Source organism: Micromonospora sp. KC207 (assembly GCF_004348615.1).
Classification (GTDB): domain Bacteria; phylum Actinomycetota; class Actinomycetes; order Mycobacteriales; family Micromonosporaceae; genus Micromonospora.
The window spans coordinates 1-12644 of sequence record NZ_SMKJ01000018.1 but is presented as its reverse complement, the minus strand read 5'-3'; the positions used below and the strand labels follow the sequence as shown (position 1 = coordinate 12644).

General features: G+C 69.2%; 14 protein-coding genes and 2 pseudogenes. 10 read left to right on the top strand and 6 right to left on the bottom strand.

The window, feature by feature from the left end; translation table 11 throughout:
- The first annotated feature begins 25 nt into the window (after positions 1 to 25).
- Entirely contained in the window at positions 26 to 667 is a 642-nt protein-coding gene (locus tag E1258_RS04060; protein ID WP_132396936.1) for a class I SAM-dependent methyltransferase, read from the top strand.
- Position 668: 1 nt separating this feature from the next.
- On the opposite strand, the pseudogene E1258_RS04055 reads toward E1258_RS04060, so the two are convergent.
- A pseudogene (locus E1258_RS04055) lies at positions 669 to 870 on the bottom strand (IS5/IS1182 family transposase); the annotation flags it as partial.
- A gap of 113 nt (positions 871 to 983) precedes the next feature.
- On the opposite strand from E1258_RS04055, the gene E1258_RS33050 reads away from it, so the two are divergent.
- Both E1258_RS33050 and E1258_RS35665 read left to right on the top strand, forming a co-directional pair.
- Positions 984 to 1157 (top strand): hypothetical protein, encoded by a 174-nt coding sequence (locus E1258_RS33050; RefSeq protein ID WP_165949629.1) that lies wholly within the window; start codon positions 984 to 986, stop codon positions 1155 to 1157.
- Positions 1158 to 1172: 15 nt separating this feature from the next.
- On the top strand, positions 1173 to 1406 hold the full coding sequence (locus E1258_RS35665; RefSeq protein ID WP_371688563.1) for a winged helix-turn-helix transcriptional regulator: 234 nt from the start codon (positions 1173 to 1175) through the stop codon (positions 1404 to 1406).
- 258 nt (positions 1407 to 1664) lie between these two features.
- Here E1258_RS35665 and E1258_RS04040 read toward each other — a convergent pair whose 3' ends face one another.
- The gene (locus E1258_RS04040) at positions 1665 to 2435 is read right to left on the bottom strand and encodes a phosphotransferase (RefSeq protein ID WP_132396934.1); all 771 of its coding nucleotides are present in this window, start codon (positions 2433 to 2435) and stop codon (positions 1665 to 1667) included.
- 251 nt (positions 2436 to 2686) lie between these two features.
- Between E1258_RS04040 and E1258_RS04035 the strand changes: the two genes are divergently transcribed.
- A complete protein-coding gene (locus E1258_RS04035; protein ID WP_243715164.1) occupies positions 2687 to 3187 on the top strand; it encodes a nitroreductase/quinone reductase family protein in 501 nt (166 codons plus the stop codon).
- 432 nt (positions 3188 to 3619) lie between these two features.
- Here E1258_RS04035 and E1258_RS04025 read toward each other — a convergent pair whose 3' ends face one another.
- Positions 3620 to 5101, bottom strand: a complete 1482-nt coding sequence (locus E1258_RS04025; protein ID WP_132396932.1) for a gluconokinase — start codon at positions 5099 to 5101, stop codon at positions 3620 to 3622.
- 281 nt (positions 5102 to 5382) lie between these two features.
- Between E1258_RS04025 and E1258_RS04020 the strand changes: the two genes are divergently transcribed.
- The gene (locus E1258_RS04020; protein WP_132396930.1) at positions 5383 to 6291 is read left to right on the top strand and encodes an aminoglycoside phosphotransferase family protein; all 909 of its coding nucleotides are present in this window, start codon (positions 5383 to 5385) and stop codon (positions 6289 to 6291) included.
- A gap of 283 nt (positions 6292 to 6574) precedes the next feature.
- Here E1258_RS04020 and E1258_RS04015 read toward each other — a convergent pair whose 3' ends face one another.
- Positions 6575 to 7543, bottom strand: coding sequence for a fibronectin type III domain-containing protein (locus tag E1258_RS04015; RefSeq protein WP_132396928.1), 969 nt, complete (start codon positions 7541 to 7543; stop codon positions 6575 to 6577).
- 498 nt (positions 7544 to 8041) lie between these two features.
- Here E1258_RS04015 and E1258_RS04010 point away from each other — a divergent pair, with 498 nt between their 5' ends.
- Positions 8042 to 8323, top strand: coding sequence for a hypothetical protein (locus tag E1258_RS04010; protein ID WP_132396926.1), 282 nt, complete (start codon positions 8042 to 8044; stop codon positions 8321 to 8323).
- 524 nt (positions 8324 to 8847) lie between these two features.
- Here the strand turns inward: E1258_RS04010 and E1258_RS04000 are convergent.
- Both E1258_RS04000 and E1258_RS03995 read right to left on the bottom strand, forming a co-directional pair.
- Positions 8848 to 9009: pseudogene (locus E1258_RS04000) on the bottom strand (ISL3 family transposase); the annotation flags it as partial.
- A 37-nt stretch (positions 9010 to 9046) separates the two neighbouring features.
- Positions 9047 to 9670 carry a TetR/AcrR family transcriptional regulator gene (locus tag E1258_RS03995; protein ID WP_132396924.1) on the bottom strand — a complete coding sequence of 208 codons (624 nt, stop codon included), beginning with the start codon at positions 9668 to 9670 and terminating at the stop codon, positions 9047 to 9049.
- 84 nt (positions 9671 to 9754) lie between these two features.
- Between E1258_RS03995 and E1258_RS03990 the strand changes: the two genes are divergently transcribed.
- The 4 genes from E1258_RS03990 to E1258_RS33825 form a co-directional block, all read left to right on the top strand.
- Positions 9755 to 10351, top strand: coding sequence for a flavodoxin family protein (locus tag E1258_RS03990; RefSeq protein ID WP_132396922.1), 597 nt, complete (start codon positions 9755 to 9757; stop codon positions 10349 to 10351).
- On the top strand, positions 10348 to 11412 hold the full coding sequence (locus E1258_RS03985) for a nitronate monooxygenase family protein (protein ID WP_132396920.1): 1065 nt from the start codon (positions 10348 to 10350) through the stop codon (positions 11410 to 11412). The genes E1258_RS03990 and E1258_RS03985 overlap by 4 nt, the downstream gene beginning before the upstream one ends.
- 381 nt (positions 11413 to 11793) lie before the next feature.
- A complete protein-coding gene (locus E1258_RS03980) occupies positions 11794 to 12375 on the top strand; it encodes a SigE family RNA polymerase sigma factor (RefSeq protein ID WP_243715163.1) in 582 nt (193 codons plus the stop codon).
- A partial coding sequence (locus E1258_RS33825) for a hypothetical protein (RefSeq protein ID WP_243715162.1) occupies positions 12372 to 12644 on the top strand: 273 nt, incomplete at its 3' end. The genes E1258_RS03980 and E1258_RS33825, both read left to right, overlap by 4 nt.

The following is a 12644-nucleotide window of genomic DNA, read 5'->3' as shown; positions in this document are numbered from 1 at the left end:
CGAGTCGCCTCCCTACTGTCGCGGCATGTCGATCATTCGCGAATTTCTGCGCCGTCCCGCGCTGACCGGCGCCCTCGCCGCCAGCTCCCGCCGCCTCGCCGACGCCATGACCGACGGGCTCGACCTGGAGCGCGCCCGCGCCGTCGTGGAACTCGGACCCGGCACCGGGGCGATCACCGAGGCGATCCTGCGGCGGCTGGCACCGGGCGTCCGGCTCGTCGCCGTCGAACTCAACCCGGTGCTCGCCCGCCAGCTCGCGAACCGGTACGCCGGCGGCCCGGTCGAGGTGGTCCACGGCTCCGCCGCCGACCTGGCGACGTTGACGGCGCACCCGGTCGACGTCGTGGTGTCCGGCCTGCCATGGACGGTCATGCCGCACGAGCGGCAGCGCCGCATCCTCGACGCGGTGGGCGGTGCGCTGGGCGAGGACGGCCGGTTCAGCACCTTCGCCTACGTGCACGCCGCGTGGACGCCGCCGGCCCGACGCTTCGCCGCCGAGCTGGCCGCCCGATTCCCCGCTGTGGAGCGCAGCCGGATCGTATGGCCCAACCTACCGCCGGCGTACGTGTATCGCGGGTTTCGCGCGCGCTCACTTCGGTTCGACGCCCTCGGCCGATCGGCCAACCGGACCGAGCTTCGGGCCGCTGCCGCGCACCACTCCCGCTGATGGCGACGCGGTCGATCGGAATCAGCGTGCCGTCCAGGATCGCGTACGCCAGCAGCCGGATGGTTCGCGTCGCGGTGTCCAGGTCTTCGGCTGGCTGCCGAGCGGAGCAGGGCTATCGCTTCTCGGACGTAGCGTTAGGCGGTGGCGACGCCGATCTCGAGGCCGGCCGCGGGTCAGGTGTAGGTGTCGCCGTTACGCAGACCGCGTACGCGAACTGCACGCCGAAGCACTCGGCCGCAACGCCATCGCCAAGCAGCTCCGCCGCAATGGGAAGACCATCAGCGAGATCGCGGCCAAGCTGGCCTTCGACGACACGATGGCCCGCCTGGTCCACCCTGACCGGGACGACAAGCAGTTCCAAGCCGAGGTGGCCCTGATCAAAGGCGATCAGCCGGCCCCGGTGGAAGTCGGCGGCGCGCTCGACGCGCTGACGGGCAACAACCGGGACGAGGGCCAGGGCGACGAGGAGCCCCCGCCTGCCGAGGAGTAACCGTGGCGCTGACCGGTGAGCAGATCGAGGACGTCACCCGGGCGCGGTCGACCTGTACCGAGGTGCCGAGCAGGCGGTTCTCGCCGACCGGCTACGGGCGCTGGAGCACCCGGGGTCCTCACCCGCACCGTCCACGCCGAGGTGCCGCCGCGGGTGGTGTACGCCCTGACCGAGCAGGGCCGCAGCCTCAGCAGCATCCTTCATGCCATGTTGGTGTGGGGCGAAGCCAACTTCGAGCCTGGCGCTTGAGCACGGCGGCGGCGCGCAACCGAACCACCGAGGCGCATCCGGCGGGCAGCCCCATCAACTCCCGCGAGCCGTCGTCCCCCAGGCGGCATCCAATTTTCGACAGTTCAAGACACTGAACGGGGGCGCGCCCGTCACATGCGGTGACAGTGGCGACTGGCGGGCGTACGCGATCGGCGGCAGATCAGTGCACACGACCGTGGTCAACATGCCGCCGCCGGCGGTGCAAAGGTTGTGTGGTTGACCAGTAGGGGTCAGTAGCTATGCGTCCGGAAAGGCAGCCATCTCTTTCACCGCTGTCTCCAACGCCACATCAATGCCATTTTCGATCATCCGCCGGTAGGCCGGGTCGCCCGCTGCGGCGGTGCGTCGAATGCCACGGGCAGAGGCATTGACGCGTTCACGAACGATGTCGATGAACTGGCCTACCGGACCATCCCACCCGTAGGCATCCAGGAACAGCCGCACACGTCGAGGCCTGTCCGCGAAGGCCGTGAACCCTTCCGCCCGCACCACCTGGTGGGCATGTAGTGGCACCCAGGAGAAGGCGGTGAACGCCAGGTCCCACTCCAGCGTGACGGGCGCGGCGAAATCCCAGTCGAAGAAGCCGACGAGACGTCCATCGGCCCAGGCCGCGTTGTAGGGCGCGGCATCGTTGTGACCGACGATCAGACCTGGCCGCCAGGTCCCTCCCTCACGCCACACCGCATCAAGCGGGGGAACGAAGCTTGCGACGGCGGAGTGGTACGCGCGTAGCCAACTCGCGACCTGGCACAAGGCATCATCGCTATGAACCCACGCAGGCCAGGGCCGTGTGGCCCCGACGACCTCACCGGGCAGGTACGAGAGCACTTCCCGGCCGAACTCATCGAAGCCCAACGTCCGCGGCGCCTGATCAAAACCCACCCCTTCCAGGTGCCGGAGCAGTGCATGCACGGACGGCGTCCAGCGGCCAGGGACGCGGCGGACGGTGTCACCGATGCGAACCGCCCCACCAGCGTTCCCACCCGGAAGGCGCTGCTCCTCACTCACACCCCCATTCTTGCCGAGGACGAAGACAAGAGCCCCACGGGTCTTTGAAACACCCGCAACCGCTCATCGGCTGCGTCCGTACACCGCAGGTCGCACCGGGCGTCACTTTCGGTGACGAGCACTTCGCGGCATGGCGGACGTTGACCGCTGCTTGATCGGTTGGGCAGGCCGGCTGTCAGCAGACCGTTCGGCGCTACCGGCCTGCCGCTGGTGGCCGTTCCGTGCGTGACAGCGGCCGATACGATAAAGGAGTGACCGAGTCGGACCTGCGCCCTGCCAAGAAGCCGTGGTTGCCGCCCCGTTGGTTCATTCGGCTGTTCTGGTCGGCTCATCGGGGCGTGTTCCGGCGTTCCGGCGGCCGGGTCGGACTGTCGCGTCCGCGCGGTAACCGGTACGGAATGCTGCGCCTGACCACCGTCGGGCGTCGCACCGGCCAGCAGCGCAGCGTGATCCTCGGGTACTTCGAGGACGGCGCGAACCTGGTCTCGCTGGCCATGAACGGGTGGGGGGAGCCCGAGCCGGCCTGGTGGCTCAATCTGCAGGCGCACCCGGACGCGGCCGTTGACCTGGTCGACGGGCTGCGGCCGGTGCGTGGTCATGCTGCGACAGGCGACGAACGGTCGCGGCTGTGGGCCCGCTGGCGTGAGATCGACAAGAATCTGGATGGCTACGCTGCGCGGCGGTCGTCCGAAACCGCGGTGGTGGTCCTGGTGCCCCGGCCCGGCACGTCTGAGGCGTCGCGGGGCACCTGATCAGGCGTTGTCTTCCTCGCCAGCCCGCAGGCTTCCTACGTCACCGGCGCAGTGTTGAGGATCGACGGCGCTGCGCGCCGCCGCCTACGACGCCGACACCGCACCACAGAAGGCGGTCTGGACACCCACCTACCTCACCGTCGGTGACCTGGGCCCCTATCCCGGGCGTCGACCTGAGTGCCACACCGGAAGGGCAGCGGCTTTACGAACGGCTGGGTTTCACGACGACCTCAGCTCCGCGAATGAAACTCGTTCTTGACGAACACGCGTCGTTCGAGCAACACACCCTTCTCGGCTGGATCCGGACACCACCGCTCCGACACGCGGTGACTTTGCGTGGCTGCCCATGTGTTGGGGCGGAGCAGGCCATACCGGGCAGGCTGAAGTCGATCATGCTTTCGCTCAACGCACTGAACCCCGCCACCTGATCTCTCAGCCGCGCACGAGCGCGTCGTACACCTTGGCGAACCGCGCGCGTCGTTCGGCGTAGTGCTCGACGTGCGCGGGGCGGGGCTCGTACGTCGCCCCGATGGCCCGGGGCGCGCGCGGCACGTCCGGTGCCAGCACGTGGAGCGCGAGCAGCGCCGTGCCATGCTGCGTGGCGCGCCGCCGGGTCACGTGCGTGACCGGTCGCCCGAGCACATCTGCGAGGACCTGGAGCCACTCAGGCTGGTCGTTGCTGACCCGACCCGCCGCCGCGACCTCCATGATCTGCGGGGCGGCCGGATGCAGCTCATCGGCGACGCGCGCGTAGGTCATGGCCACGCCCTCGACGATGCCGCGGAACATCGCGTCGGCGTCTGTGGCCGCCGAAACCCCTTCGAGTACGGCGCGTGCCCCGCCGACCCAGCCCGGCGCGCGTTCACCGGTGAGGTACGGCAGCATGAGCGGCGTGGCATCATTCGGCGGCGCGGTGAGGACGGCCGCGACCGTCGGGCTGAGGCGCAACGTGCTCTGCGCCCAACTGACGGCGCGACCGACATCGTTGATTGCCCCGCCGAGCAGCGTGCGTCCCGCATCGACCCGGTAGTTCCACAACCCGAACGGCAGCGGATCAGCAGGTCCGTCGAGCAGCACCCGCAGCGCCCCGCTGGTGGCTGTCGACGCGGTGAGCACCGTGGCGTCGGTCGCCCCGGACCCGATGTTGCTGGCAAAGCCGTCGGTGATGACGGGGAACCACACGGCCCCGGCGAGGGCGGGCCAGCGCGCCGGGGCCGCCGCCGGCGCCGGCTCCGTCACGTCCCGTGGCGCGGAGAGCTGCTCGGGGCCGACGCCGGCGGCAGCGAGCAGCTCGGCGTCGAACTCGCCGGTGCGACGGTTGAGCAGGCCGGTCCACGCCACCGTGGACGTCCCGGCGAGCGGGTGCCCGACCAGCCGAGCCAGAACGTACTCGCCCAGGGACCACCACACCGCGGTCTCAGCGACGACGCGGGGCTCCACGGCCGCGAGCCAGCGCAGGCGCGGGGCGTGGTAGCTCGTGTGCAGGCGGGTGCCGGTGCGCTGCTGCATTGCCTGCTCGTCGAGCTCCTCCCGCAGCGCCGTCACCGCGTCGGCGCTGCGCGCATCGGCGTAGGTCAGGCACGGGGTGAGCGCGCGTCCGGCCGCGTCGACCGCGATCAGCGAGGCGGCGAAGGTGTCCATCGCGACGCCGGCGATGCGGGTCCCCAGCCGCAGGTCGCCGGTCGCCGCGTCGAGAACCTGCTCGACCTCTGCGGTCACCTGTTCGGGGTCGATGATCGAGGTGCCGTCGGGCGCGACCGCGAAGGCGTGCGGCACCTTGTGCTGCAGGCCCTGGACCTGTCGGCCCGACGCGTCATGTACGCCGCCGCGGGTGGCGGTGGAACCGATGTCCAGCGCGAGGACCAGCGGGTCCAGCGCCGTGTCGAGGGCGACATCGTCGTCGGTCCGGGTCATCGTAGTCCTCGTCGTCGTCGGTCCGGGTCTCCGGCGACCCAAACCAACCCTAGCCATCAGCACCCGCCGCCGCCCGTCAGGAACGCGCCCCGAAGTCCGGCATGAGCAGGACGGCAAGTCCGTACACGGCTGGCCTGCGAGACAGGCCTCTCGCAGGCACGAACAGACTTTCTGGGGCGGGCGTCGGGTCATGAGGGATCCATGGCGCGGCCGGTGGTGTCGAATGGCGTCGTCGACCTAAGTCAGTGGCTTGCCTCGGCGTCTGACGGAAGGATCTGGGCATGACACTGCACCAGAATGAGGTCCCGGTCGACGAGGGAGTTGTCAGGTCGCTGCTGGATGATCAGTGCCCGCAGTGGGCCGGCCTGTCGGTGTCGCCAGCGGGTGCAGGCACCGACAACATCATGTACCGGCTGGGTAGTGATCTGCTAGTGAGGCTCCCGCGAACTGCGGACAAGGCGCGTTCCCTGCTCAAGGAGCGAAAGTGGCTTCCTCGTCTCGCGCCGCTGTTGGCGTGTGCGGTCCCAGAGCCACTGCATACCGGCATGCCTACGACCGCATACCCGCTTCCTTGGTCGATCTACCGGTGGATCGACGGCGACGAAGCCCAGCCGGACACTGTCCAGGACTGGTCGACCTTCGGCACCGATCTGGCATCCTTTGTGCGGGAACTTCACGATATCGAACTCATGGGCGCAACCCGCACGGGCGAGCTCAGTTGGTACCGCGGGGGACACCTGCGGGACTGCGACGAGTGGATCAGCAGGTCTCTTACGGACTGCCGGGCCGTCGTCGGCGGCGAAATCGCCGTCGAGATCCTGGAACGGTTGTGGCGCGAAGCGCTCGCCCTGCCCGAACCCTCCGGACCTCACGTGTGGCTCCACGGCGATCTCAAGCCCACCAACCTCCTGGTGCAGGACGGCAGGTTGCACGCGATCATCGACTTCGGTGGCCTGTCGATCGGTCTGCCCGACGCCGAGCACTCCACGGTCTGGGACCTGCCGCCACAGGCACGGCACGCCTACTGGGACACCGTCGGCCTTGACGACCTGACCTGGACCCGCGCCCGCGCCTGGGCCATCGCGGTGGGTGCCAGCGGCATCTCGTACTACTGGCATACCTACCCCGCATTCGTGGCCGAATGCCGAAGCCGCCTCCAGGCGATCCTCACCGACGCCGTCTTGCGCTGAGCGCAGTAGCACGCGCACTGTCCTCGACGGAGGAGGATGCCCACGGGGTCCAGCAACGGTCCTGTCCTGGCCGGTCACCGGTCTGCTTCCATTGTTCGTTGCGGATATCGGTCCATGCCTTCGTGTGCGCGGACGGCGAGGCTGAGCGCTGTCCGAAGGGTGGTGCGGCGCTGCATCGCTGAAGCGGACTGCGGCTAGTGCGCTTCGTGGCTGCCCCTGAGGTCACGTCCGCGCTGGTGGTGTAGGAGACGGCCATCGCGGGATTCCTTGCCGGGCTGCTGACCTACTGGCTGGGTGCGGTGAAGGTCACCGTTTCGGAGGGGGCGGAGTAGATGCCCGCCTGGTCGACCGCGCGGACGTAGACCTCGTACGCGTTGCCGGGGGAGACGGCGAACGTGACGGTCCGTACGTCCGCTCCGGGGTTCGAGACGCCGAGGGCGCCGCCGTTGACGTACGTGAAGTATCGGGAGATCGGGAAGTCGCCCGGTGCCGAGGCCGTCCATGACAACGTCGCGGAGGTCGGGGTGAGCGTGGTGACGGTCAGGTCGGACGGCGGGGACGGCGGCACCGACGGGACGGTGGTGACGCTGCCGCGTGCGGACGGGGCCGAGCGCGGCGTGCCGTCGGTGTAGCGGACGACGACGATGAACGTGTAACTCGTGCCTGGCCTGAGCCCGGTGAGCTGGACGCTGGTCGTCGACGGGCTCGTGCTCGCCCGGATCTGGATCGGCTGGGTCGGGGTTGCGGGCGGGACGATCAGGTCGTAGCCGGCGATCCGTTCAATGGCGACCGCCGGTGGCCGCCAGGAGACGGTGGCGGTGGTGGCGGTGACGTCGGTCGCCACCGGCGGGCCGGGCACGATTTCGCTCGGCAGGGTCGTGATGGTCACGGGGGCCGAGGCTGGCCCGGGGAGGCCGCTGGTGTCCCGTGCCCGCACGTACAGCTCGTAGGTCGTGGCCGGGCGCAACCTGCCGATCGGCACGAAGACCCACGCGCTGGTCGTGGTGGCGACCAGTTGGTCCGGGTAGGTCCAGCCCAGCCGGCGGGCGTAGACCTCGTACACCGCGATCGGGTTGGTGCCCGTGGCGGCCGGCATCCAGGCCAGGTCGACGGTGGTGGCGGAGAGGAACTGCGTGCCGGCGGCCTGCGGGGTGCCGGGCGGGGTCACCGGTGCGCTCGCCTGTGCCGGCGCCGGTCCGGGGGTCACCAACGCGATGGCGAGCGCGACGCCGAGCAGATGCCTGAGGCCCATTCCAGCATGCTCCACTGCCCAGTGACTACTGTCAATGGATGCGTCGTTCGGCCGCGACTCGCCGTGATCGCGTAGTGGGAGTCACTTGGCCCGCTTGGTCCCGCGGCCCACGCGGCTCGGGGCCATCGGGGTGCTCCGTGGGTGCTCGGACGTCGGGCAACTGGCCCGGACGGACTGGATTGGGCCGGATTTCCGGCTCTGAACCCGGCGTGTTCACCTTCAGCCGAAACAGACCTGCTCGCGCTCCCATGTCCTGTGGCACGACCGCCAGGGCAGGAGGACGATTGCAGGTGCAAGAACATTCAGAGCAATGCCGACTGCGGTCGTCACCGGTTCACCGTCGGCAATCTTGTCGGCTCCGCCGGAAAAGGTTGAGTCGGTGTTGACATGAGTGGCAGTGGTGTCTGGTCGTGGGTTGTCCTGGTGCGGGGTTCGAGGCGCACGGTCATGTCGGACCTGGCAGGTAAGGTCGGCCACCCCCGTTTCGAAGGAGCTGTTATGAGAGCATCCCGCGTGATCCTTGCTGTCAGCATGGCCTTCGTTCTTGCCGGCTGTGGTGGCGGACACGAAGGTAACTGGTCCAACGAGCAGCTACAGAAGGATGGGGCCGCCGCGGTTAAGAGCGACCTCGGTAAGGATGTGACCCTTCAGTGCGAGGGTGGCCTCACCAACCGGCAGGGCTCGTCGATCCGCTGCAAGGGTTCGGACGGTTTGGCCTACATCATCGATGTGAAGAGCGAGGGTGAACTTCGCGCCAGCGGCGGCACCCAGCCGTTCTGACCCGGGATGCGGCTTTTGCGGCTGGCTCTGGCCGTAGCGCTGCCCCACCCGGCAGCGCGGGCGTCACAGTCTTAATCAGACCGAGCAGAAGGTCGTGGCCCTCTCGAGCACGCCAGACGGTGGGTGGTGGAACGGACCCTGTCCCGGCTCACTGCCCATCGCCTTGCCCGGAACGGATAAATTCGCCCCGCCCCGGCGGAAACCATGATCCGCCGGGGCCGCATCGCCGGCATGCTCGGCCGCCTCACCTGAGGCGGACCCGCTGTCACTCGTCAGCAACGCCCGCATTCACCCTTTTGGCAGGCGTCCTCGCCCGCGCTCGTCGGGGGCGATCAGAAAGGTAACGGAAAATCGAGTGGTTCACCCGCTTCGTTCACGATCCGAGCCAAGCTCGCTTTCTCGTTATCGAGGTCGAGGGTGCGACCGTCGACACGGCGATCGGAACCCTTGAACTGGGTGTACCTAATCCCCAGTGCATCAGGGGGCGCACCGTGCGACTCGCGAATGACTTGGCGTGCCCACCGATCCGCCACCGTCCGCAGGTGAAATCCGTGCACCCGCCCCGACGGCGTCCCACGCACCGGACAGACAGCCGTGCCCTGCGGAGTTCGCGCCCGCTCCACGATCCGCTCGCCCTCGTCGACCACATCCTCTATGACCAGCGGGGGAAGACCATTCGCAACCACGCACGAGGTCGTTAGACATGCCGGCTGTTGCCGCGCATCAGCTGCCGGTAGATTCACCGGTAGGTGAATCGACCGTTACGAGTCGTTGTACGTGCGGCCAGAGAACCTCCAGCGATTTCACGTCGCCGGAGAGTTTCGCCAGTAGGACCGCACCCTCGATCTGCGAGACCACGGCACGTGCGGTGGCCCGGTCGGCGTACCCGGGCGCGATGCTGCCGTCCTGGGTGCCATCGGTGAGTGCGGTGTGGATGAGCTCGGCTTGTTCGTCGAAGGCGGCGATGAGGCGTTGCTGGACGACGGTTTCCTGATTGCTCAGTTCGAGCGCGAGGTTGCCCAGCAGGCATCCGTCGACTCGGCCAGTGGTTTGCCGCGCCTCCCGTTGTGTTCCGACGAGCCAGGCGATGAGCCGTTGCAGGCGTTCCAGGGCTGGCCCTGGGCCGGTGAGGCGCTCGCGCCAGGCGGCGCGTTGGGCCTGCCAGTGGGTGTCGATCACCTCGACGGTGAGTGCCTGTTTGGACTCGAAGAAGTGGTAGAAGCTGCCTTTGCGGACGTCGGCCCGGAGGCAGATCTCGGCCACGCCGATGGCGGTGTAGCCGCGAGTGTGCATGAGTTCACAGGCGGTGTCGAGCAGTCGGTCGCGAGCGGTACTGGTGCGGCCCATGACAGTGAGTATACGGGCGGTCAACTATCTTTTAGTTGACCGGTCGTCTACTGTCTGATCATCGCCTCTCGCAAGGAGAACCCCATGTCGACCAGGGTCGCCATCGCCTACCACAGCGGCTACGGCCATACCGCACGGCAGGCGCAAGCCGTCGAGTCCGGTGCGGCATCAGTGCCCGGAGTCAGCGCCACTCTGTGCAACGTTGCAGTGCTGGACGAAGCGCTGTGGCAGACGCTCGCCGATGCCGAAGCGATCATCTTCGGCACCCCCACCTACATGGGCAGCCAATCCGCCGTCTTCCAGTCCTTCGCCGAGGCCAGCGGCCCGGTCTGGGCACGGCAGGGTTGGCGTGACAAACTCGCCGCCGGGTTCACCACGTCAGCCGGGGTCAGCGGCGACAAGCTGAACACACTGTCTTCGCTGGCGGTGTTCGCCGCCCAGCACGGCATGCACTGGGTCTCGCTCGGCCTGCCGCCCGGCTGGCTCTACAGCACCACCGGCGGTGTGGAGGATCTCAACCGGCTCGGCGGCTTCCTCGGCGCGATGGCACAGGCCCCCTCCGACGTCGGCCCGGACGATGCGCCAGCGACGGCCGACCTGCGCACCGCCGAGCACCTCGGCCGTCGGGTAGCCCAGGTCGCGGTCGAGCTGCGCCACGGCCGACTGGTCGGTGCGGCATGACCGCCCGGCTCACTCGCCTGCTCGGCACCGAACTCCCGATCATCCAGGGCCCGTTCGGCGGCGGGCTGTCGAGCGTCGCCCTCGCCGCCGCGGTCAGCGGCGCTGGTGGCCTCGGCTCGTTCGGTGCCCACCATTTGGACCCCGACGCCATCACGGCCCTCGTCGCCGAACTGAAGGCGGCATTGCCCGGGAACCGGCCGTTCAATGTGAACCTGTGGGTGCCGCACCCCCAGGAGTCGACCCTGCGCCCGACGCCGGCCGACTTCGAACGGCTGGGGCCGCTCTACGACCGGCTGGGAGTCCCAGCACCGACCTCGTACACGCCGCCGCCGACCTTCGACGATCAGATGAATGCGCTGCTGGCGGCACATCCACCGGTGATCAGTCTCGTCATGGGCACGCCGTCCGCCGCTGTGGTGGCCGAGGCGCGCCGCCGTGGCATCGTCATGATCGGCACCGCCACCACCGTCGACGAAGCAGTGGCCGTCGAAGCCGCCGGACTCGACGCGGTGGTGGCCTCCGGCAGCGACGCCGGCGGACATCGGGGCGCCTTCCTGCGGCCGGTCGCCGAATCGCTGGTCGGCACATTCTCCCTCGTTCCGCAGGTCGTCGACGCCGTCGACATCCCGGTCATCGCGGCCGGCGGCATCGCCGACCATCGCGGCGTGACCGCGGCACTCGCGCTCGGCGCCGAAGGCGTACAAATCGGCACAGGGTTCCTGGCGACCACGCAGTCCGGAGCGAGCCCAGTCCACAAAGCGGCGCTCACCAGTCCCGACGCCCGGATCACCGTACTCACCCGGCTCTTCTCCGGCCGGCACGCGCGAGCGATCATCAACCCGCTGATCCGAGAACTCACAGCGGAAGAGGCGAACGTGCCCGAATACCCCGTCCAGAACGCATTGATGCAACCTCTGCGCCGAGCCGCCGCCGCACGCGACGACCCACGATACGTCAACCTCTGGGCCGGGCAGGCAGCGCCGCTGTCCCGGCCGGTCACCGCGCAGGAATACCTGGCCACGCTGGCAACCAACGACGGCAACCGGTTCGAGAGCACCTGAGGGCACCGGTGGACCGAAGGCTGCGACCTTCCGTCCACCGGCACCAGTTGTTGTATGACCGGGTTCGGGTCCCAGGCGGCCCACCGACCGCGCCATCGTGCGAACCGGCGAACTCTCGAGGTGTCCCCGTCCGTTTCGGGTGGGGCATTGTCGCGTCGGTGGGGATCTTGAACACGGGGGCGACTTGCTTGGTCGGTGGTGCCGGGCGGCGGGGCGGCGTCCATGCCCGACACGAGCCCACCCGGCAGCCCGACCGGCGCGCCTCGGTCCAGGGCACGTCAGCGTGTCACCGCCGTGTTCGTTGTCGCGGTTGGGTTGGTAGCCTCGCGCACGCTGGCCACCGCACCCGCGGCCGCCGAAGGTCGAGAACTGGAGGCGGCCATGGCGACATCACGCGACGACGCCTTCCACTGCTTCTTCGAGACCTACCATTCCGAGTTGGCACGCTTGGCGTACCTGGTCACCGGCGAGGTGGAGGTGGCCGACGACCTCGCCGCCGATGCCCTGTTGGAGGTGTGGCGGCACTGGGACCGGGTCACCGCGGCCGAAAGCCCGATCGCGTACGCCCGTGGGGTGCTGGCCAACCTGGCCCGCAACCGGATCCGCCGGCAGCGCCGGGAACGACGCGGTTTGCTCGGTGTGGGCCTGCTGTGGCAGCAGCGGGCGTACGCCCGGGACGCGGACGTACCCGCGGTGCTCGACGTACGGGAGGCGCTCCGCCGCCTGCCTCACCGGCGCCGGGCGTGCGTGGTGTTGCGGTATGCGTTTGACTTGTCCGAGCAGGAGACGGCGCGCGCGCTCGGCATCTCGGTGGGCACCGTGAAGAGCCAGACGTCGCGCGGAGTCGCGCAGTTGACGACGTTGCTCGGCGGGCCGGCGTTACCGGCGACCGACCGCACGCACTGGGAGTCGCCTGCTTCGCGGGCCACGGTTCCGCCGGGTTCGTGGGGAGGGGGACGATGATGCGGTCGGATCGCGTCCGCGCCGTGCTCCGCGCCACTGCGGCCTCTCACCAGCCGGACCGCGCAGCGATCCTGGCCCGGATCCAACGCGGCCAGGCGGCCTTCGATCCGTCCCCGGCGACCCGCCCGACCCGTCGGGGTGTGGCCGTGCGGGCGGCGGGGATGGCTGCGACCGTGGCCACGGTACTCGGGCTCGGTGTGGTCGTCACGTGGGCCGCCGTCGGCCACGAGGCGACGCCGCCACCGGTACACATGCCGTCCCCCATGGCC